Below are 21,520 nucleotides of genomic sequence, written 5' to 3'. Positions count from 1 at the left end.
ATAGGACATAAAACAACATAAAACACAATGAAATACAGTATAAAACAAAATAAATAAATAAAATCAAATAAAAATATTGCAAAACCGGATACAATATGCTACAATTTCTACAGGAAGGACAGGTTGGGTGTGTCCGGAATAGAAAACTATATTTTATATTTTAAAGGAGGTTTACTTTATGAAAAAGAGGTTTGCAATGGTGCTTGCAGCAGCAATGGTATTGTCAACAACTGCATGCGGCAGCAGCGGCACAGCCGCAACAGCTGCACCGGCATCTACAGAAGCAAAGACGGAAGCTGCTAAGACGGAACCGGCGACTACAACGGAGAAGGTAGAAAACGCCCAGTCCACAGGCTCTCTGGCAGGAAAGAAGATCGCCGTTGTACGGAATCTGGCAGCAGGAGATCATACCCAGCAGTTTTTAGACGGCTGTGTATCCGAAGGGAAGAAGTTTGGCTGGACCGTAGACACTTTTGTAACGGACGGCGATGATGCAAAGGCTCAGGAGACTGTGGCTCAGGTTATTGCAAAAGATTATCAGGGAATTATCGTGTCTCACGGACAGCTGTCCTATTCCTATGATATGTTAAAGCCTGCCAGAGACAAAGGCATGGAGGTCGTTACCTTTGATACCATGCCATTTAAGGGCGGCGATGCAAGCGGCGAGCTCCTTTCCGGAGTAACTTCCACCGCTCAGAACGATCAGGCGCTGGCCGAGCTTTCCCTTGGCTACATGATGAAAGAGTTTGAAGCAAAGGGCGGAAAGTACCCAATGAAAGTTTTAAAGACCTTCATGGGCCCTGGAATCCCTCCGTTAGACAGACGTAACGAAATTTATACCAAGCTGGAAGCAGAAGGCAAGATCCAGACTCTGGAAGTGATTGCGCCATCTGATTCAGCCAATGCCCGCGGCGATATGACCAACAAGACTGCTGCGATTCTTCCGAAATATCCGGAAGGTTCCGTAGATGCCATCTGGGGCTGCTACGATGAGCTGGCAAAGGGTGTATTACAGGCATTAAACGATGCAGGACGTACCGATATCCCGATGTACACCATTGACGTATCCAACGATGACATTCAGTTAATGGTAAAGAATCCTGATGTATGGAAATCTACCGCAGCCGTTGATCCCAAACTGATCGGTATTGTAGATGCCCGTCTTTTAGCCCTTAAATTTATGGGAGAAGAGACACCGGATTACTTTAACTTAAATGCGTGCAACATCGAAACAACACAGCTCAATGATCAGACAACCATGAGCGATTTAGGAAGCATCATTGATGGCTGGGGCGATGCCGAAGATCCTAAGGGTGCTTTATATACTGACGCAATCAAGAACAAATATGTAAATTAAGGAAACGCTCTGTATTCATTACATAATTAAGGAAGAGATGCCATGACCGAAGTAAAACTTGAAATGAAAGATATATCCATCGAATTTCCTGGAGTTAAGGCTTTGGATGGAGTTGATTTTGGTCTGAAAAGTGGTACGATTCATGCGCTTGTAGGAGCCAATGGCGCAGGTAAGTCCACCTTGATGAAAGTGCTTGCCGGCGTCAATACGCATTATACAGGACAAATTTACGTTGGAGGGGAACCGGTGGAAATCCGGTGCCCCAAAGACGCAAAAAATCTTGGGATAGAAATCGTATTTCAGGAAGTTGACACCGCGCTGATTCCCTATCTGTCCGTGGCTGAGAATGTAATGTTCAACACTCTGGTCAATAAAATGGGGCGAAAGCAAATCGTGCACTGGAAAGAGATCAGGCAGGCAGCAGAAACGGTATTAAAGAAATTAAATGTAGATGTGGATATTAATAAACAGGTATCAGGACTTACACTGGCACAAAAACAGATGGTCCTCATAGCCAGATGTGTGGCGGAAAAGTGCCGGTTCCTGATTTTGGATGAGCCCACGGCCCCTCTTTCCAATTCCGAGACACTGGAATTGTTCCGGGTGGTCCGTGAGCTGGCGAAAGAGAATGTGGGTGTCGTATTTATTTCCCACCGGTTAAGTGAGCTTTACGAGATTTGTGAAAATATTACCATTATGAGAGACGGCAAGCTGGTGACCGAACTGCCGCTTTCTAAAGAACTGGAAGTAAATACTCTTGTCGAATATATGTTGGGCCGTAGCTATGAGGATAATTACATCAAGAAAAAGTGCGAGATCGGCGGGCCGTTGCTTGAGATAGAAAACCTTTCCGAAAGAGAAGGGAAAGTAAAAGATATCAACATGACCGTTTGCAAAGGAGAGATTATCGGCGTAGCAGGATTGGTGGGCGCGGGCAAGACAGAACTTTGCAAGACCTTATTTTCCGCTTACCAGCAGTCAGGCGGCACCATGAAGCTAAACGGAAAAGTGATCAAGGCAAAGGGGCCTACCCAGGCCGTGAAACATGGGCTTGCACTGGTTCCGGAGGAACGGAGAAAAGAAGGCGTCCTGATTTCGGACCCCGTTGTATCCAATATCACTGTGGCGGCCATGGAAAAATATACGAACCGTCTTTCTGTAGTAAACAAGAAGCGGGAAAAAGAGGATGCCAAAAAAATGATACGCGGCCTTGGAATCAAGACCCCATCCGAAAACCAGGTTGTTGCCCTGCTGTCCGGCGGAAACCAGCAGAAGGTGGTCGTTGGAAAATGGCTGAATAAGGATTCGGAGGTTTATATTTTTGACGAGCCGACCAAAGGGATCGACGTGGGAGCCAAGCAGGATATGTATGAGCTGATTGAAGGCTTGGCCGCCAGGGGAAAAGGTATCATTTATGCCACCTGCGAATTCCAGGAAATATTAAGTATCTGCGACCGCATCTATGTGATGTATGACGGAGAAATCATGAAAGAATTAAATGCAGCAGATACCAACGAAAAAGAACTGCTTTACTATTCGACAGGAGGTAAATGATATGTCTGGGGCAGAGAAGGTAAAAAAGAAAAGGAACGTTGGGGATTTTGTGACAAAATGGGGTACCATCGCAACGATGCTTATCATGTTCATCCTGTTTACGTTTGGAAACTGGAGCAAGGATACGGGAGCGAGCATGTTTCTGACCCAGTCTAATATGATCACGATCCTTCGTGCGGTATCCATCACCACCATCATTGCAATCGGTCTTACGTTTGCCCTGGCGGTAAACGGCATGGATCTGTCAATTGGAGCTACGGCTCAGTTTGCCAATGTTTTTGTTATGACGTGCTTTGTATGGCACAATATCAATATAGGTGTTTCCATCATTCTTACGGTGTTCATATGCTTAAGCGTTGCAGTCATCAACAGCATTTTGATCGTTAAATTCAAGATACCGGATATGGTCGCGGCACTTTCCGTAATGTTTATGTATCAGGGCGTTTCCATGACCTATTCCAAGGGCGGCGCCATCACCGAGCGTATGACCCGCGCCGATGGGACCCAGGCTCCCGGTCTTGTTCCCGAAGCCTTCCGGGCATTGGGAAAGGAACCATGGCTGATTATCATCATGATCTGTGTGGTGCTGTTTGCATATTTTTTCTTAAATTATACCAAACACGGCAGATACATGTATGCGGTAGGCGGAAATCCTGAGGCAGCCCAGCTTTCCGGAATCCCGGTAGCAAAGTATAAGATCCTTGCATACTTTCTGTCAGCCACCTTTGCGTCAATCGGCGGAATCTGTCTGGCGGCGCGTGTGGGAACGGCGCAGATTTCAGCAGGTGATGCATACCTGATGCCATCTGTGTGTGCGGCCTATATTGGGTTTTCTGTATTGGGCGCCGGAAAAGCCAATGCTTTTGGCACCTTTGCGGGAGCGGTGCTTGTGGGTATGCTGGAGAATGGCCTTATCATGATGTCCGTGCCATATTATGCCATGAACATCATAAAGGGAGCGGTGCTTGCCATTGCCCTTGCCATGACCTATGCAAGCGGCAAGACAAAAAATGTAAACTAAAAACGTTATATTGATCAGGGGAAGGTGACAGGAATGTCTAAATACGACAGTTATTTTTTGATGAAAGCGGAAGAGGTACCGGATTATGTTAAGGAGAAGCTCACCTATTTTGATGGGGATGCCAGGCTGGAATGTAAGGAGATCGGAGACGGGAACTTAAACTACGTGTTTCGTGTAAAGGATCCTGCAAGCGGGAAAACCATCATCGTAAAGCAGGCAGGAGAAGCGCTTCGTATTTCAGCAGAAATGCATGTTTCCACCGACCGCGGAAGAATTGAAGCAAAGATTCTTGGGATCCAGGATTCTTATGCGCCGGGGCTGGTTCCAAAGGTTTACTTATATGACGGAACCATGTGTGCCATGGTTATGGAGGATATGATCGGCCATACCATGATGCGGACCGGTCTGCTAGAACATGAGACTTATCCTAAATTTGCGGATCATGTGACCACTTTTATGGTTAATTCCCTTCTGCGCACAACGGATGTTGTCCTGGGACACAAAGAGAAAAAAGAGCTGGTTAAAAGCTTTATCAATCCGGACCTGTGCGAGATTTCAGAGGATCTGGTATACAGCGAACCCTTTATTGATTACAACCAAAGGAACAATGTATTTCCGCCTAATGCAGATTTTGTAAAGAAGGAACTGTACGAGGATCAGGCTTTGCATCTGGAAGCAGCCAAACTGAAATTTGAGTTCATGAACAATGCCCAGTCTCTGATTCATGGAGATTTACATACTGGCTCTGTGTTTATCAATAAAGAGCACACTTACATCTTTGATCCGGAATTCGCCTTCTTCGGGCCTATGGGCTATGATATCGGCAATGTTATTGCAAATATGTTTTTTGCATGGTGCAACGGGGACGCTACCATAGAAGATGAAGGGGAAAAAGAGGAGTTCTGCGGCTGGTGCTTAAGTACGATTTCCGACATTGTGGACTTATTCATTGAAAAGTACAACAAGGTCTTTGATGAGCACGTAACGGAACCCATGGCAAAGGTCCCGGGATTTAAGGAGTGGTATCTGGAAGGCATCCTTTCTGACACTGCAGGTGTGGCAGGGCTTGAATCCATCCGCCGGACCGTAGGAATGGCTAATGTCATTGACATTACCACAATTCCCGACGAGGAAAAACGGGCCAGGGCCGAGAAGATCGTCATTACGCTGGCAAAGAATTATATCATGAACCGCCGCAGCTTCCGTAGCGGAGAAGATTATTTGAATGCAATAAAAGAGGCAACAGGTAAGTTTGAAAGCCGGTAATACGGGATAGAAAGCCGGTAACAAGAAAGGGATAACAAATGAGCGAAGAAACAAAAAAATCCATCATGGACTATGATACCGTTGCCCTTGATGAAAAGAACAATGCCCTGGTCATCATTGACCAGACGCAGCTTCCGTATCATACGGAAATCCTTTCCCTGACAAAACAGGAGGATATCTGGAATGCAATCTATCTTCTTAAAGTAAGAGGGGCACCTGCCATCGGTGTGGCGGCAGCCATTGGCATCTATCTGGCTGCACGAGAGATCAAAGCAGATGGCTTTGATGATTTTTATGGAGAATTTCAAAAAGCAAAGGACTATCTTGATTCCGCACGTCCCACTGCCGTCAATTTATCATGGGCACTTAAACGGATGGAACAGGTGGTTTTGAAAAATAAAGAGAAAACCGTTCCTGAGATCGTTGAGCTCCTTCATAAGGAGGCGATGGAGATCCGGGAAGAAGATATCTGGGTCTGCAAGATGATCGGGGAATATGGCTTATCTCTTGTAAAGCCGGGCGACGGTCTTCTGACTCACTGCAATGCCGGGCAGCTGGCAACGGTAAAGTACGGAACTGCAACAGCTCCCATGTATCTGGGACACGAAAGAGGCTATAACTTCCGTATCTTTTCAGACGAGACGAGACCCCTTCTTCAGGGAGCGAGACTGACCTCTTTCGAATTAAAGGAGTCTGGTCTTGATGTCACGGTGATTTGCGACAACATGTCAGCGACCGTCATGAGAAATGGCTGGATAGATGCCGTATTTGTAGGCTGTGACCGGGTGGCTGCCAACGGAGATACTGCAAATAAGATCGGAACCTCCATGGTAGCCCTGGCAGCCAAACGCTACGGTGTGCCCATGTATATCTGCGCCCCGACCTCTACCATTGACAGGAACACTCTTACCGGTAAGGAGATCCACATTGAGGAACGTCCGGCAGAGGAAGTGGTGGAAATGTGGTATAAAAAACGGATGGCACCGGAAGACGTAAAGGTATTCAACCCGGCATTTGATGTGACTGATAATGATCTGATCGCAGGGATCGTGACGGAATACGGGATCGCCAGAGCGCCCTATACAGAATCATTAAAAGAAATATTCAGGAAAAAGGAAGAAGCCCTGAAAGCAAAGGAAATGTAAGCGGTTGTTGGCGGAACCTTACATAGGAAAAGAGGATGTCTCATAGGAACTGGGACATCCTCTTGCCAAAATCAGATCATGCTTCCGCAGCTTCAAGAAGCTCTACGTTGTTTTTTAAAAGATATTCTCTCCATTGTTCATTCATCTGCTTGTCGGTGACCAGTCCTTTGATGGCTTCAAAACCGGATATCCGGATAAATGAGGTTTTATCGAACTTGGAGTGGTCGGCGATCAGATACACGTGATTGCTCCGGGTCATCAGTGTCTGGCGTATGGCTGCAATGGCTTCGTTGGAATCGGTGATCCCATGTTCCATGGAAACGCTTCTGCAGGACATAAAGGTCTTGTCTAAGTAAAAGGATTCCAAGTTCCGGATTGCTGTATTTCCTACAAAGGCTTTGTCCCGGGGCGTATAGGAGCCTCCGATGGAAATGAGGCGGATATCTTCTTTGTCATAAAGTTCATTGATGATCAGCAGGGAGTTTGTCACCACGGTAAGGCGCATCCCCTGGAGAGCTTTTGCCAGCTGCAGGGATGTGGTAGAGGCATCTAAGAAAATGGAGTCACCGTTGTGGATGACGGACAGGCACTTTTTTGCGATAGCCTGCTTGCTTTCCATATATGCGGTTTCCCGGATCGTTAATTCTACGTTATTCTCAACCCCATCTTGTATGAATGCACCGCCGTATGTTCTGGTCAGGAACCCGTCATCCTCCAATTGCTTTAAATCCCGCCGGATGGTTTCTTCGGTCACGGAAAAGATTTTGGAAAGTTCGGTCACCGTAACGCTTTTCTTTTCTAAAATAATATCTTTGATCTTGGCTTTCCTTGTTACTGCTAACATAGGCATATTCCTTTCTTTATGGCAATAAATGTTAATTAAAATAAAATGCAATACAAAACCATAGAAATCATGTGGTATATATGTATATTGTATAATTATTTTGTTTAAATGTAAAGGAGAAATAGTTGAAATAAAAATAAAACAGTAAAAACAGAAATAAAACAACATAAAACATTGACAAACGGACACAAAAATGGTAAAAATACAGTATAAAAGAGGAAGGTTCGGACAGGAAGAACATGTAGTTGTTTGGACTTTGGAGGTAAAGATATGATGACAGTTCAAGGCGTAAAGTACATGTCTGATTTTGAGGCCAAAAAGGCAATTTTGGATATCGGCAGACGCATGTACGAAAAAGGCTTTGTAGCCTCGAATGATGGAAACATCAGCTGTAAGGTAGGGCCGAACACCATCTGGACGACTCCGACCGGGGTATCAAAGGGATTTATGACTCAGGATATGCTGGTAAAGATGGATTTAAACGGAAAAGTGCTGATGGGAAGATGGAAGCCCTCCTCAGAAGTTAAGATGCATTTAAGGGTATATAAGGAAAATCCGGATGTGCAGGCAGTTACCCACGCCCATCCTTTGGTGGCGACCAGCTTTGCCATTGCCGGGATCAGTCTGGATGCCGCGATCCTTACGGAAGCGGTTCTGGGGCTTGGGTCTATCCCGGTTGCCAAATACGCCACACCGGGTACAGAGGAAGTTCCTGATTCCATTGCGCCCTTTGTGAAATCTCACAATGGCGTGCTTCTTGCAAACCACGGCGCGCTGACCTGGGGAAAAGATATCCACCAGGCGTTTTACAGGCTGGAATCCATTGAATATTATGCGACTATATTGATGTATACAGGCAATATCATCGGCCGCCAGAATCTGCTTTCCTGCGATCAGGTAGATAAGCTGCTGGATATCCGGCATAAGCTTGGCATCACGGCAGGCGGGATTCCACCGTGTTCCGTAGAAGTAACGAATATGAAGGATGTGGTTACGGCAGCAGATGTCCGCCCGGCAGAGCAGACAGGAACAGGACCGGTACTAAAAGGGGTGACATCCATTGTAAGGCCGGGAGAGAGCCTGCCAGTCTCCGGCTGCGGCTGTACCGGCGTGACACAGAAGACCTTGACTTTAGAGACACAGAAGCCTGTGGAGGCGGAAGCTTTAGGTAAGGCAAAGAAGGAAATCATAGCCGAAGTAGTGAGAAGAGTGATAGAGCAGCTAAACTAGGAGGCAATCATGGAAATTGGGGCAAAAGAGATAGAACTGATTGTAAAGGAAGTGCTTGCAGGCATAGAAAACAGGGGGATAAAGCCTTCTTATTTTTCCTCCCAAAGTGAAAATGGGGTATTTGAACGGGTAGAGGATGCCATTACAGCGGCCTACACGGCCCAGCGTGAATGGGTAGAGCATTACAGGATAGAAGACAGGCGGAGAATCATTGAAGCCATACGAATGACCGCAAAAAGCCATGCAAAAACCCTGGCAAAGATGGTTTGGGAAGAAACCGGCATGGGGCGCTTTGAGGATAAGATCCAGAAGCATATGGCTGTTATTGATAAAACACCTGGCGTGGAATGCCTGACCACGGATGCCATTTCAGGAGATGAAGGACTGATGATAGAAGAATGTGCTCCTTTTGGGGTAATCGGAGCCATTACGCCATCCACCAATCCCACAGAAACCTTGATCAATAATACCATCAGTATGATAGCCGGAGGAAATTCCGTTGTGTTTAATGTCCATCCGGGAGCGAAGAGATGCTGTGCCCACTGTCTGAAGCTTCTTCATCAGACCATTGTGGAAAACGGAGGTCCGGCTAATTTAATCACCATGCAGAAAGAACCTACCATGGAGGCCGTGAGCAAAATGACGGCTGATCCAAGAATCCGCCTCATGGTTGGTACAGGAGGAATGCCCATGGTAGATGCCCTGCTTCGCTCCGGAAAGAAGACCATCGGAGCAGGCGCGGGAAACCCGCCGGTCATTGTAGACGATACGGCGGATATAGACCTTGCGGCAAAAGAAATTTACCGTGGAGCTTCCTTTGATAACAACATTCTGTGCCTGGCGGAAAAGGAAGTCTTCGTCATGGAACGTGTTGCGGATGAGCTGGTGAATAAGATGGAAAAGGAAGGCGCGTACCTGCTTAATTCCATGGAGTTAAATGAAATCTTTAAGTTTGCCATGATTGAAAAAGACGGCAGCTATGAAGTGAATAAAAAATGGGTAGGAAAGGATGCGGCCCTGTTTCTAGAAGCAATTGGGGTTTCCGGACACAAGGATGTCCGTCTTCTGATCTGCGAGACAGACAAAAGCCATCCCTTTGTCATGGTAGAGCAATTGATGCCCATACTTCCCATTGTGCGCTTAAGGACTTTTGAGGAATGTGTGGATTGCGCAGTGGCAGCAGAGTCAGGCAACCGCCATACGGCCTCCATGTTTTCCAGAAACGTTGAGAATATGACCAAATTCGGAAAAGTCATTGAGACTACCATCTTTACGAAAAACGGCTCAACCTTAAAAGGGGTGGGGATCGGCGGAGAGGGCCATACGACCATGACGATCGCAGGTCCTACCGGAGAGGGTCTTACCTGTGCAAGAAGCTTTACCAGAAGACGCAGGTGCATGCTGGCAGAAGGAGGCCTGCGGATCATCTAGAGAGGGGAAGGTACATATGGCAATCGGCTTTTTGGAATGTGCAGGATATGGCGCAGTTCTTTATGCGATGGATAAGGCCTGCAAGGCAGCAAATGTGAGGATCATCGGGATCGACACCATCAATCCAAAGGATGCGACCGCATTCATTCCCCTTACGGTCCAGGTGAAATTTGAAGGCGGAATCGATGATGTGAAAGAGGCCTGTGAGGCGGCAAAAAGGGCGGCTCTTAAGTTTAACAGTCCGGAAGAGGTTTTGGTAGAGATGATCGAAAAACCATATGAGGGAACAAAAGCGTTGTCTCATATAACAAAGGTATCGTTTGAGGAAGAAAACATTATAAATTTCAGGAGGTAGCAGGATATGGGATCCACATCAATTGGGTTAGTTGAAACAAGGGGTTTGACAGCATCCATCGAAGCAGCAGATGCAATGTTAAAGGCGGCGGACGTTGAGCTTGTAGGGACCGAGAAAATCGGCTCCGGTCTGGTAACCGTTATTGTGACCGGAGAGGTAGGCGCGGTAAAGGCAGCCACCGAAGCAGGAGAAGCGGCGGCTTCCAGAGTCGGAGAACTGGTAGCAGTTCATGTGATTCCAAGGCCGCACCAGGATATTGACAAAATTTTGCCAAGGATCAAATAGACATCAGCGAAGGTGGGCGTCATGAAAACAAACCGAAACGCCATAGGGGTTTTAGAAATCAATTATTATGCCAATACCGTTGTGGTGGTCGACCAGGCCTTAAAGGCGGCTGAAGTGGAAATCGTGAGCTGCCACAAGAGGCTGGGAGGAAGGATGTGCCACACAGTATTAGCGGGTGAGACCTCGGCGGTTCGTGCCGCTGTGGAGGCGGCCAGAGAGGCAGGACGGATCGTGGGAGACGACAATGTAAAGGTATCCGTGTCCATCGAAAACCCTCATCCGGAGGTATTGAAGCTTTTAAATATGATAGACAGGCATGAAAACGAAAAGAATTCTGTAAAACCAGAGGAAGAAGAGCACAAAATTAAGGAGGAAAAGTAAATGGCAGAGACAGCAGTAAAAAAGGGAATGTTAGCACTGGGAATGATTGAGACAAGAGGCCTTACCGCATCGATTGAGGCAGCAGATGCCATGTTAAAGGCAGCAGACGTTGAAATGGTGGGAACCGAGAAAATCGGCTCAGGTCTGGTGTCGGTCATGGTTCAGGGAGATGTGGGAGCTGTCAAGGCGGCAGTGGAAGCGGGAGAGGAAGCGGCATCCAGAGTGGGAGAGGTAGTAGCAGTTCATGTGATCCCAAGACCCCATAATTCCATAGGCGGAATCCTTCCGTTCCTTAAATAAAAAGAGCAGAAAGTGTTTAAAGGCGGAGGCTTACAATGGAAAACAGGGAAGAACTGATTCAGAAGGTAACCACACTGGTCCTGGATAACTGGAAAAGGCTTAGCACACAGCCTTACCAGGTTCCCGTAGGAATCTCGGCAAGGCATGTGCATCTGTCAAAGGAACATGTGGAAGCGCTTTTTGGACCCGGCTACCGGCTGACTCCCTTAAAGGCTTTAAGCCAGCCGGGACAGTTTGCCTGTGAAGAACAGGTTGTTGTCTCCGGTCCGGCAGGAACGCTTCCTAAGGTGCGGATTCTGGGTCCGGAGAGAAAACAAAGCCAGGTGGAAATGGCCTCCGGTGACTGCAGGATCCTTGGAATACAGCCACAGGTAAGATCATCAGGAGATTTAAAGGGAACTCCCGGGGTAATGCTGAAAGGACCAAAGGGAGAGGTCCTCCTGACAGAGGGAGTCATAATTGCGGACCGCCATATCCATATGACGCCGGAAGATGCCCGGTGGTTTGGGGTATCGGATCAGGACCGGGTAAGCGTTTCCGTTGATGGGCCAAAGGGCGGAGTGCTCGGTCATGTACTTATTCGTGTTACCCGTGACAGCAGGCTGGATTTCCATGTGGATACAGACGATGCCAATGCGTTCCAGTTAAAGCAGGGACAATGGGTAACCATTAGAAAGGAAGAAGCCAGGTGATATTAGGAACAATAAAGGGAACTGTGGTTTCTACAAGAAAATGCAGGAACTTAGTTGGGTTCAAGCTTCTTTTGGTAGAACCATATTATGGGGATCAGAAGGATACTTTTGTGGCGGCCGATACCATTGGCGCAGGGATCGGGGAACTGGTACTGGTAACCACTGACAATACGACTCAGTATGCGCTTGACCGCTCGGCCCCGATTGATGCCTATATCGTTGGCATCGTAGATGCGCCGCCGCAGCCGGGAAGGTAAGGCTTACTGCAACAGGAGAGGTAGTGCTTATGGAACAGGAAACGCTTAAGGTTTTGGCAGTGGCAGATCCGTCGGTGGAAGGTTATCTGGATAAAGAACTGGGGATTATGGACGGATATGGAGGAAACGTGGATTTTCATATCGTGCCCTGGGCGGATTACTATCCGATGATGATGAAAGCATTTGCCGGGGAAGCAGATTATGACATTGTCATGGTTGCAGGCCATTTGTGGCTTCGTGACTTTGTAGAAAACGGATACCTTTCGGAACTTGAGCTTGAGGAAGAAGACATCCTTCCAGTCATTGCTGAAGAAATGAAGTTTAAGGGAAAGGCATATTTATCTCCCTCTTTCTGTGACGGACATATGATCGTCTACCGTAAAAGCCTGCTTCATCAGGTATTGGGTAAGGAGCTTGGAAGCGTCATCGCCCCCCAGGAATACATAGAAACGGCAAAAGCTTACAAGGCGGCCTGCGGGGAACAGGCAGTAGCCATGAAGGCTGATAAGTCCGAGATATTTACCGATGCCCTTCCCTTCCTGCGCATGTACGGAGGAGATGCTTATGATCCCGATGGATCTGCGGCCTGCGGAAAGGAAAATGCGGTAAAGGGTCTTCAGTCCTATGTGAAACTGGGAACCTGTGCGGTTGGCGGTACAGAAAGCTTCGGCAACGGGGAAATTGCAGAAGCTATCCGTCAAAAAAGAGCAGCTATGGCAGTTACCTGGAGCGGTCAGATGGGAGAAGTCTTTAAGGAAGGCTGTCTGGAACCAGAGGATTTGGGATTTTCCACCTTTTCCACGGCCTGGAACGTGACATGGTCCTTTGGAATCTGTTCAAGCTGCAGGAAAAAAGAAGCTGCGGAGGAATTTCTTTCGTACCTTCGGTCACCGGAGGTGGATCAGAGGGCGGGAAGAAAGAGTGGCGCTCCTGTAAGAAGAGGAAGCTATCTAAAAGGGGCCGGTGACTGCCCCTGGTTTCCAGTGCAGCAGAAGATGATGGAACTTGCAAGACCCCTTCCCCATCTGTCAAAGGCTGGAGAGAAAAACGGAGTCCTTTATGAGAAGATCTATGAGGCGTTTTCCGGAAAAAAGACAGCAGAAGAAGCCATGAAGGAAGCCGGGAAAATGATAAATGGCATGACCGAACGGTAACGATATAATCAGGGAGAAAACATGAAGATTATTATAATTGGAGGAGTAGCGGCAGGTATGAGTGCCGCCTCCAAGATCCGCAGGGTCGACCCGGACACGAAAGTAACGGTCTATGAAAGGGGAGGTTTTCTCTCTTATGGAGCGTGCGGACTTCCCTACTATGTGGGAGACTATAACGATGATTACCGCAAGATGATCGCCCGTTCACGGGAGACCTTTACCAAGATGGGCATAGAAACCTTCCTCCGCCACGAGGTACAATCCGTTGACGTAGAAAGGAAAGAAGTCCTTGTAAAGAACCTTGAAAATGGCCAGGAATTTACGGATTCCTACGATAAATTAATGATAGCTGTGGGGGCATCGGCTGTGGTTCCTCCCTTTCCGGGCAGGGAGCTTATGGGGGTCCATGTACTAAAGTCCATGGAAGACGGGATCTTTTTAAAGGAATACGCAAAAATGCCGGAAATCCGGAACATCGTCATTGTTGGAGGCGGATATATCGGAGTGGAGTGTGCGGAAGCATTTTTGAATCTGGGAAAGAATGTCCGCGTTCTTGAGGCAGCTCCCAGAATCCTTATGCCCTTTGACGAAGAAATTGCCGCCCTGGCCCATGAAGAGCTGGTAAAGTCAGGGGTCCTGCTTAACACCGGAGAAAAGGTGGAAGGGTTTTATGGAGACGGTCTTTATGTAAAAGGTGTGAAAACAGATAAGGGAACCTACGATGCGGATTTGGTAATCGTTGCCGTGGGTGTCCGGCCCTGTACGGAATTTTTGAAAAACACAGGAATCTCCATGGGGAAAAACGGCGGACTCATCGTGGACTGGGAGATGAGAACCTCTATTCCGGATGTGTATGCGGCGGGAGACTGTATTTTAGTCTATAATGAAGTATTGGAGGAAGACAGCTTTTTGGCTCTCGGGACAGTTGCAAACAAATGCGGCAGAATCGCAGGCGCCAATTTAGCAGGGGGCCATGAATCGTTTATCGGTGCCCTTGGGTCTGCGGCGATCAAGGTGTGCGGGCTGGAACTTGGACGTACGGGTATGGGAGAAGGAGATGCCATACGTCTTTCCAAGGATTATAAGACTTTGATTATCCAGGCAAATGACCATCCGGCGTACTATCCGGATCCAACGCCGATCACCATAAAGCTGATCTATGAAAAAGGAACAAAAAGGCTCCTTGGCGCACAGACCTGCGGACAAAAGGGAGCTGTGCTGCGGGCAGATGTATTTGCTGTGGCAATTCATTGCAGGATGACAACGGCAGAGCTTGGAATGACGGATCTCATATATGCACCTCCCTTTTCCGGCGTATGGGATGCCATCCAGATTGCCTGCAATGCAGCGAAATAAAGGAGTGCAGGATAGAAAGTGAGGTCAGATCATGAGTAAAATAATGACTTTGCAGGAGGCGGCGGCCCGGATCCATGACGGGGATATCCTTGGCCTTGGCGGCAATGTCCTCCACCGGGCGCCCATGGCAATGGTCCGGGAGCTGGTGCGTCAGAAAAAGGGGGGCTTAAAGCTGGTAAAGACTGCAGGAGCCATGGATGTGGACATGCTTTGCTTCGGAGGCTGTGTTTCCAGCGTAGATGCCGGATTTATCAGTTATGAAAGTGAATATTCCCTGGCCGGACATTACCGCAGGGCCGTTGAAAGCGGAGCTGTGAAAGGAAATGAGCACGCCTGTTATACGGTGATCTCCGCGCTCCGCGCCGCCAGCTACGGAGTGGGATTCATGCCTGTAAAGGGGCTTGTGATCAGCGGCTTAATCGATGCCAACAATTATTTTATACGGGTCGAGGATCCGTTTACAAAGGAGCCGGTGACAGTGGTAAAGGCCATAAGGCCGGATGTTGCAGTCATCCATGTACAGGAGGCGGATGTAGAGGGGAATGCCAGGATCACAGGACCGTTATTTGAGGATGTTCTGTTTTCCAGGGCAGCCAAAAGGGTCATCCTGACAACAGAGAATATCGTCCATGGATCTGCATTTACCGGCAGCTCTAAAAAGGCGGATATTCCTCATTTTCTGGTAGAAGCAGTTGTCAGGGTTCCCAAAGGGGCTGCACCCTGTTCCTGTCCGGGTTCTTATGATATTGACGGAAAGAAATTAAAGGAATTTAAAGGGCTGAAAGATCTGGACGGCTTAGATGCCTATTTAAAGGCATTTGAAACGTCCGACTACAAAGGATAAGGGGGCGTGACATGATGGAAGAAAAATACAGAGTCTGCGATATTATGGTCTGCGCCATGGCCCGCCTCATACCTGACGGCAGCAAGGTGTTTCATGGAGTGTCCTCCCATATGCCCATGATTGCGCTGCTGCTTGCTAAAGCGCTTCATGCGCCGGGAGCTGTGCATTTGAATATTCCGGGCGGTACAGACCCGGATCCGGTGAGGCTTAAAAAGTATACCAGTGCAGGCCCGGAGCTTTTGGAACGTGCCACAGCCTATTTTCCTTTAATGGAAGTATTTGACCTGGCCATGAGAGGGGAGTTAGATGTGGCATTCTTAAGCGGAATCCAGTTTGATTCCCACGGCAATGTCAATGCGTCGGTTATTGGTGACTATAAAAAACCAAAGGTGAGGATGCCGGGAGGAGCAGGCAGTGCCGTTCTCATACCAACGGCAAAGAGGGCGATTCTCTGGAGGACAAAGCATGACAAGCGCACCTTTGTGAACCAGGTGGATTTTGTAACTGCCAGGGGAAATGTGGAACGGATCATCACCCCTTTATGCATCTTTAAAATGGAACATGGGGAAATGGTTCTTGAAACCATCCACCCGGCTTCCAGCTTAGAGGAGGTACAGGAAAATACCGGATTTCCTATAAAATACTCCCATATCGCCTATACGCCCCTTCCTACAAAGGAAGAGCTGAGCGCGCTGAAACGGATCGATCCGGGAGATTTCAGAAATATAGAATTCTAAGGAGGCCATTTATGGCACTTGAGAGGATCAATGCAGTAGGGACCAGCTTTTTTGGCCGCGGTTCCATCGGACTGCTGCCGGATGAGCTTAAGAAACGTGGGTTTAAACGGGGACTTATCGTTACGGACCCCTTCCTGTATAAAAATGGTACCGGAGACAAAGTGGGAGCCTGTCTTTTAAAGGCCGGGGTGGAATATGCCATTTATTACCTGGTTGAGCCTAATCCCACCACCATGGTTGTGAGTGACTGCCTGGAGGCTGCGAAGGCTTTGGAAGTAGATCTTTTGGTGGCTGTGGGCGGAGGCTCTGCCATAGATACGGCAAAGGCAGTCAGCATTGTGATGGCAAACGGCGGCAAGGTGGCGGACTATGAAGGGACAGACCGTTCTCTTAATCCGGGAATGCCAATAGTTGCGGTGAATACGACTGCAGGAACCGGTTCTGAGGTTACGTCGTTCTATATCGTGACCGACCCGGTGAGACATTCCAAAATGTGTATGGTAGACCCTAACTGTATGGTCACCATAGCTGTTAATGATGTGGAACTCATGATGAGCATGCCAAAAGCCCTTACGGCTTCCACAGGAATGGATGCCATGACCCATGCCGTTGAAGCGGCTGTGGCAAAACGGGCAACCCCATATACGGATAAGGATGCCCTTTGGGCAATGGGGGTGATTGGTACATATCTTCCGGAAGCGGTGGCTGATGGAAGCAATGAAAAAGCCAGGGAAATGATGGCTTATGCGGAATACAGCGCGGGCATGGCATTTTCCAATGCAGGTCTTGGCATGGTACATGCCATGGCCCATTCTCTTGGAGGGCTTATGAACCTGCCTCACGGCATCTGCAATGCGGTTTTGCTGCCTTTTGTCATGGAATTTAATGGAAGCAGGCCGGAAGCCGCAGAACGGTATAAGAAGGTGGCAGAGGGACTTAAGCTTCCCGGGGCGTCTGCCATGACTGGGGAAGAAGCCGTGAAGGAAACGGTGGCCTGTATCAGGCGTCTGTCCAGGGAGGTGGGGATTACACAAAATCTTAAAGAGCTTAAGGTAAATCCAGAAGATTTTAAGGCTCTGGCGGAAATTGCGCTTAAGGATTCCTGTATGGAGGACAATCCCTTTAAACCAACACTTGGGCAGGTCATAGAAGTGTATCGGAAGGCATATGGTTGAACTGCAATAAATTGTGGGAAGGAGAAGGAATAAATGAAAAAACTGATTAATGTACCGGAAAACTATGTGAATGAGATGCTGGAGGGAATCTACCTTGCTCATCCGGACTACGTTACTTATACGGAAGGTGACTTGCGCTGTCTGGTTACCTCCAATAAGGTGGAGGGAAAAGTAGGGATTGCAACCGGAGGGGGTTCGGGGCATCTTCCTCTGTTTTTAGGTTATGTAGGAAAAGGCATGTTAGACGGCTGTTCGGTGGGAGATGTTTTCCAGTCTCCCAGTGCGGAACAGATGCTTAACGTAACGAAACGCATTGATTCCGGGGCAGGTGTTCTTTATATTTACGGCAATTATAACGGGGATATCTTTAATTTTGACATGGCCGCAGAGATGGCAGAGATGGAAGAGGATATCCATGTGGAAAGCGTTGTTGCAGGGGAAGATGTGGCATCTCCCAAGGCAGCTTTAGGAGAAAAGAACACCAGAAGAGGAGTAGCCGGCATCTTTTTTGTATATAAGTGCGCCGGAGCAGCTGCTGCGGCCGGTAAGGATTTACAGGAGGTAAAACGGATTGCAGAGAAAGCGGCTGCCAATGTAAGGACCATGGGAGTGGCACTTACCCCCTGTACAGTACCGAGAGTCGGTCATCCGGGATTTGAAATCGGAGAGGATGAGATGGAAATCGGCATGGGAATCCATGGTGAGTCCGGAATCCGCCGGGGGAAACTGGAGACAGCAGATGAGATCACAACGGAAATGATGGAAAAAATCCTTGAAGATATTCCATACTGCGCCGGAGATGAGGTTGCGGTTTTAGTAAACGGACTGGGGGCTACTCCTCTTGACGAGCAGTATATTGTAGCGAGAAAGGTCAATCTGATTCTTAAAGAGAAGGGAATCAAGGTGCACCGTTATTATGTAGGTGAGTATGTGACCTCCATTGAGATGGCAGGCTTGTCCATTTCCCTTTTGAAAATGGATGAGGAACTGAAGGGCTGCCTGGATGCTCCGGCTGATACCCCATTCTTTAAGCAGGGAATTATCTAAAGCTCCTATTGGAGCAGATGGCACAGGCGCATACCGTTTGTCACGATTATATATGCCGCCGGCATCAGCGGCAGAATGGAGGCTGATATGAACCAGCAGGAACTGATAGCCATGCTTGGCAGAATAAGTAAGATCATGGTGGAAAACCGAAACTGCTTAATTGAACTGGACAGTGTTGTGGGAGACAGTGATTTAGGGCTTACGATGACGGATGGATTCCAGGCGGCCTACGATGCGGTTTCAGATGGATCGGAGCCGGATCTGGGCAAGCTATTGTACAAGGCAGGAAAGACCATGGGAAATAAAGTCCCTTCTACCATGGGGACGTTGATGGCAGCAGGACTGATGCGCGCCGGAAAGACATTAAAAGGAAAGACAGAATTGTCCGGTGCAGATGTTGTTTCCCTGTTTGAAGCCTATGAAGCAGGTGTTGCTGATCTTGGTAAGGCGAAATTAGGGGATAAGACCTTTTTGGATGGATTTCATCCCGGAGTGCAGGTGCTTAAGGCTGAAGTGGAAGCCGGAGTGTCCCTAAAAGAAGCTTTTGGGAAAGCAGCAGCGGCTGCACGGGAAGGTTTTGAACGTACAACGACCATGATTGCCGTTCATGGAAGAGCGGCAACAAGAGGAGAAGCGTCCCGATCCTTAAAAGATCCCGGGGCTGCTGTGGCGGCGCTTATCATGACGGCAGCTGCAGACATATAAAATTAAGCCTTGTTATTTTACTTTTTCTTCTTTATAATTTAGGAAACGGTAAGGGGGTTTAAACATGAACTTTCAACAGCGGATTTTATCTCGTGAATTTGGGCTCAATGACACAGATGATTTGATCATTGACTATATCAATCTTCATAGGAAAGAGATCATGAACCTGTCAATACGAAAAATAGCAGAGGACATTTACGTTGCGCCGAATGCTGTCATGAGATTTTCAAAAAAGATTGGGTACAGTGGTTTTTCTGAGCTTAAATATGCTTTGAACAATGAGGACAAACCAGAGGATGGAGATAAGACACTGGTTCATCAGCTTATGGAACACCTGCCGCAGAATATAGTGAGAACCCTGGATACGATCGATGAAAATGTGATCAAAAAGGTATCGAAAACCTTAAAGGATGCAGACTGCTGCATATTTGCCGGACTTGGGGATTCTTATCCCTTTTGTGAAATGATGAAAAATAACCTTCGGTGTTTTACAAAAAAGGTAGAATGTGAAATTCATATTCATGATATGTTTTACTGCGTGGAGCATGGAGGAAGCGGAGATGTCCTGGTTGTCATAAGCGCCCGCGGAGAAAATGAACGGCTTCTGGAGCTGACGCAAAAGGCAAAGGCAAAGGGAATGAAAACAATCAGTATCACTCATTTCAACAAGAATCCACTGGCTGATATGACGGACTTACAGCTGTTTTTCTGGGGAGAATACCGGGTTGTAAATGATTATAATGTAACGGACCGGTGTGGTTTGATGGTATTGCTGCGGCTGCTGAGTGAAGATTTTTGGAATACATATTATAAGGCTTAGTTAATCTTTCTTTAACAGGTATTGTATGAAAACAATACCTGTTTTTGTGTATTTGTATCATACTCATTTGAAAACCTGTGTGCAAATGACCAAAATACAGTTTTTGTTAAAATAAGTGCTATAGTGTTCTTAAAAAGAAATAAGGAGGAAGGGTTATGAATCTTCAAGGGGTAACAAGTGAACAATTGATTGCTTTGAATTGCAGCTATAAAAGCAAAGATGAGGCGATCCGTGCTTTGATTGAAAAGCTTTATAAAGAAAAAAAGATTCAGTCAAAAGAAGATTTTTATCAGGCAGTAAAAGAGAGGGAATGCTTATCCGCTACCGGAATTGATAAGGGGATCGCAATTCCCCATGGAAAAAGCAGGACGGTCAATGCTGCAGCATTTGCATTTGCTTCCATTAAGGAGCCGATAGAAGACTGGGAGAGCCTGACTCCGGATAACAAAGTGCGTTATGTATTTTTACTGGCGATCCCGGAGGCAGAGGCAGGAAGTACCCATCTGGAGCTGTTGGCGGAGCTGATGACTAAGATATCGGATCATCGTTATCTCGAGAACCTTCTTTCGTCCAAGACGAGTCAGGAATTCTATAAAAATCTTTCCTATGAACCAGTGAAAGCGGATTTAAACAAAACATATAAAAAATCAATTGTAGCAGTGACGGCCTGTCCGGCAGGAATTGCCCATACCTATATGGCTGCCGAAGCCCTGGTTTTAGCCGGAGAAGAAATGGGAGTTAAGGTTTATGTGGAAAAACAGGGGGCAAATGGCGTGGAGGGCCGCCACACCGCAGAGCACTTAGAGAAAGCGGATGCTGCGATCTTTGCGGTTGATGTGGCTGTAAAGGATTCCGAACGGTTTGATCACCTTCCGGTTTATAAAACAAAAGTATCCGCGCCCCTAAAAGATGCCAAGGGTATCATAAGGGCAGCGCTTGACAAAGCAGAAACCCAGGAAAAACGAGAATATACGGGAAGCAGGGATGAAGAAAAACAAAGCTTTGGAAGTGAAGTCAAACAGGCGGTGCTGACCGGAGTTTCCTACATCATTCCGATCATTGTTGCAGGCGGTATGATCAATGCGTTTGCAGTATTAATTGCCCAGGGATTTGGGCTGCAGGATTTATACAATCTGGATAACAGCTGGCTGTGGCTGTTTCGAAAAATGGGCGGTAATACCCTTGGCACACTGATGATCCCCATGCTTTCTGCCTATATGGCTTACTCCCTTGGAGACAAGACAGCCCTGGCTCCTGGTTTTGCTGCCGGAATTGCTGCGAACCTGATTAACGGCGGATTTTTATGCGGCATGTTAGGTGGACTGGTTGCCGGCTATACGGTGAGGGCCTTAAGGAAGTACATTCCTGCAAAAGGCATCTTTTCAGGGTTTGTTTCATTTTGGGTCTATCCTGTATGCAGTACGTTAATCGTTGGAATTGTTATTATCTTCTTGCTTGGAAAACCAGTTGCATGGCTGAATCAGGCACTGTTCCAGGTGCTGGGAAATATGAGCGGGTCCAATGCCGGCCTTCTTGGCGCCATCATCGGAATTATGGTATACTT

General features: G+C 47.5%; 23 protein-coding genes. 22 read left to right on the top strand and 1 reads right to left on the bottom strand.

Annotation, left to right across the window (positions count from 1 at the left end; genetic code table 11):
* Positions 1-178 precede the first annotated feature (178 nt).
* From RT269_RS23460 to mtnA, 5 genes are read left to right on the top strand one after another with little or no spacing between them, the layout of a single operon-like run.
* Positions 179-1,357, top strand: coding sequence for a sugar ABC transporter substrate-binding protein (locus RT269_RS23460; protein WP_313186248.1), 1,179 nt, complete (start codon positions 179-181; stop codon positions 1,355-1,357).
* A gap of 42 nt (positions 1,358-1,399) precedes the next feature.
* Positions 1,400-2,911, top strand: coding sequence for a sugar ABC transporter ATP-binding protein (locus tag RT269_RS23455; RefSeq protein ID WP_313186247.1), 1,512 nt, complete (start codon positions 1,400-1,402; stop codon positions 2,909-2,911).
* Position 2,912: 1 nt separating this feature from the next.
* Positions 2,913-3,932: an ABC transporter permease gene (locus RT269_RS23450; RefSeq protein WP_313186245.1), complete on the top strand. Its 1,020-nt coding sequence runs from the start codon at positions 2,913-2,915 to the stop codon at positions 3,930-3,932.
* Positions 3,933-3,965: 33 nt separating this feature from the next.
* Positions 3,966-5,198 carry an S-methyl-5-thioribose kinase gene (mtnK, locus tag RT269_RS23445; protein WP_313186244.1) on the top strand — a complete coding sequence of 411 codons (1,233 nt, stop codon included), beginning with the start codon at positions 3,966-3,968 and terminating at the stop codon, positions 5,196-5,198.
* 38 nt (positions 5,199-5,236) lie between these two features.
* The gene (gene mtnA, locus RT269_RS23440) at positions 5,237-6,343 is read left to right on the top strand and encodes an S-methyl-5-thioribose-1-phosphate isomerase (RefSeq protein WP_313186243.1); all 1,107 of its coding nucleotides are present in this window, start codon (positions 5,237-5,239) and stop codon (positions 6,341-6,343) included.
* 76 nt (positions 6,344-6,419) lie between these two features.
* On the opposite strand, the gene RT269_RS23435 is transcribed toward mtnA, so the two are convergent.
* Positions 6,420-7,187 (bottom strand): DeoR/GlpR family DNA-binding transcription regulator, encoded by a 768-nt coding sequence (locus tag RT269_RS23435; protein ID WP_313186242.1) that lies wholly within the window; start codon positions 7,185-7,187, stop codon positions 6,420-6,422.
* A gap of 270 nt (positions 7,188-7,457) precedes the next feature.
* On the opposite strand from RT269_RS23435, the gene RT269_RS23430 reads away from it, so the two are divergent.
* From RT269_RS23430 to RT269_RS23350, 17 genes are all read left to right on the top strand, one after another.
* Complete coding sequence (locus RT269_RS23430; protein ID WP_313186241.1) at positions 7,458-8,417, top strand: class II aldolase/adducin family protein; 960 nt, start codon at positions 7,458-7,460, stop codon at positions 8,415-8,417.
* A gap of 9 nt (positions 8,418-8,426) precedes the next feature.
* On the top strand, positions 8,427-9,848 hold the full coding sequence (locus RT269_RS23425) for an aldehyde dehydrogenase family protein (RefSeq protein ID WP_313186240.1): 1,422 nt from the start codon (positions 8,427-8,429) through the stop codon (positions 9,846-9,848).
* A 16-nt stretch (positions 9,849-9,864) separates the two neighbouring features.
* Positions 9,865-10,203: a BMC domain-containing protein gene (locus RT269_RS23420; RefSeq protein ID WP_025232809.1), complete on the top strand. Its 339-nt coding sequence runs from the start codon at positions 9,865-9,867 to the stop codon at positions 10,201-10,203.
* A gap of 6 nt (positions 10,204-10,209) precedes the next feature.
* On the top strand, positions 10,210-10,488 hold the full coding sequence (locus RT269_RS23415) for a BMC domain-containing protein (protein WP_313186237.1): 279 nt from the start codon (positions 10,210-10,212) through the stop codon (positions 10,486-10,488).
* A 21-nt stretch (positions 10,489-10,509) separates the two neighbouring features.
* Entirely contained in the window at positions 10,510-10,869 is a 360-nt protein-coding gene (locus RT269_RS23410) for a BMC domain-containing protein (RefSeq protein WP_313186236.1), read from the top strand.
* Positions 10,870-11,169: a BMC domain-containing protein gene (locus tag RT269_RS23405; protein ID WP_025232812.1), complete on the top strand. Its 300-nt coding sequence runs from the start codon at positions 10,870-10,872 to the stop codon at positions 11,167-11,169.
* Positions 11,170-11,204: 35 nt separating this feature from the next.
* The gene (locus RT269_RS23400) at positions 11,205-11,861 is read left to right on the top strand and encodes a phosphate propanoyltransferase (RefSeq protein WP_313186235.1); all 657 of its coding nucleotides are present in this window, start codon (positions 11,205-11,207) and stop codon (positions 11,859-11,861) included.
* A complete protein-coding gene (locus tag RT269_RS23395) occupies positions 11,858-12,118 on the top strand; it encodes a EutN/CcmL family microcompartment protein (RefSeq protein WP_313186233.1) in 261 nt (86 codons plus the stop codon). The genes RT269_RS23400 and RT269_RS23395 overlap by 4 nt, the downstream gene beginning before the upstream one ends.
* Positions 12,119-12,147: 29 nt before the next feature.
* On the top strand, positions 12,148-13,272 hold the full coding sequence (locus RT269_RS23390) for an extracellular solute-binding protein (protein ID WP_313186231.1): 1,125 nt from the start codon (positions 12,148-12,150) through the stop codon (positions 13,270-13,272).
* Positions 13,273-13,293: 21 nt separating this feature from the next.
* Complete coding sequence (locus RT269_RS23385) at positions 13,294-14,628, top strand: CoA-disulfide reductase (RefSeq protein ID WP_313186229.1); 1,335 nt, start codon at positions 13,294-13,296, stop codon at positions 14,626-14,628.
* Between the two features lie 31 nt (positions 14,629-14,659).
* Positions 14,660-15,472 (top strand): CoA transferase subunit A, encoded by an 813-nt coding sequence (locus RT269_RS23380; protein WP_313186227.1) that lies wholly within the window; start codon positions 14,660-14,662, stop codon positions 15,470-15,472.
* A gap of 11 nt (positions 15,473-15,483) precedes the next feature.
* Positions 15,484-16,209, top strand: coding sequence for a CoA-transferase subunit beta (locus RT269_RS23375; protein WP_313186226.1), 726 nt, complete (start codon positions 15,484-15,486; stop codon positions 16,207-16,209).
* An 11-nt stretch (positions 16,210-16,220) separates the two neighbouring features.
* Complete coding sequence (locus RT269_RS23370) at positions 16,221-17,384, top strand: iron-containing alcohol dehydrogenase (RefSeq protein WP_313186224.1); 1,164 nt, start codon at positions 16,221-16,223, stop codon at positions 17,382-17,384.
* A 33-nt stretch (positions 17,385-17,417) separates the two neighbouring features.
* Positions 17,418-18,431: a dihydroxyacetone kinase subunit DhaK gene (locus tag RT269_RS23365; RefSeq protein WP_313186223.1), complete on the top strand. Its 1,014-nt coding sequence runs from the start codon at positions 17,418-17,420 to the stop codon at positions 18,429-18,431.
* Positions 18,432-18,518: 87 nt separating this feature from the next.
* Complete coding sequence (locus RT269_RS23360; RefSeq protein WP_313186222.1) at positions 18,519-19,136, top strand: dihydroxyacetone kinase family protein; 618 nt, start codon at positions 18,519-18,521, stop codon at positions 19,134-19,136.
* 64 nt (positions 19,137-19,200) lie between these two features.
* Positions 19,201-19,956: a MurR/RpiR family transcriptional regulator gene (locus RT269_RS23355; RefSeq protein ID WP_313186221.1), complete on the top strand. Its 756-nt coding sequence runs from the start codon at positions 19,201-19,203 to the stop codon at positions 19,954-19,956.
* A gap of 155 nt (positions 19,957-20,111) precedes the next feature.
* A partial coding sequence (locus RT269_RS23350) for a fructose PTS transporter subunit IIA (protein ID WP_313186219.1) occupies positions 20,112-21,520 on the top strand: 1,409 nt, incomplete at its 3' end.

Source organism: Lacrimispora sp., assembly GCF_032078915.1.
Classification (GTDB): Bacteria; Bacillota; Clostridia; order Lachnospirales; family Lachnospiraceae; genus Lacrimispora.
This window is presented reverse-complemented; position numbering and strand designations above follow the sequence as displayed.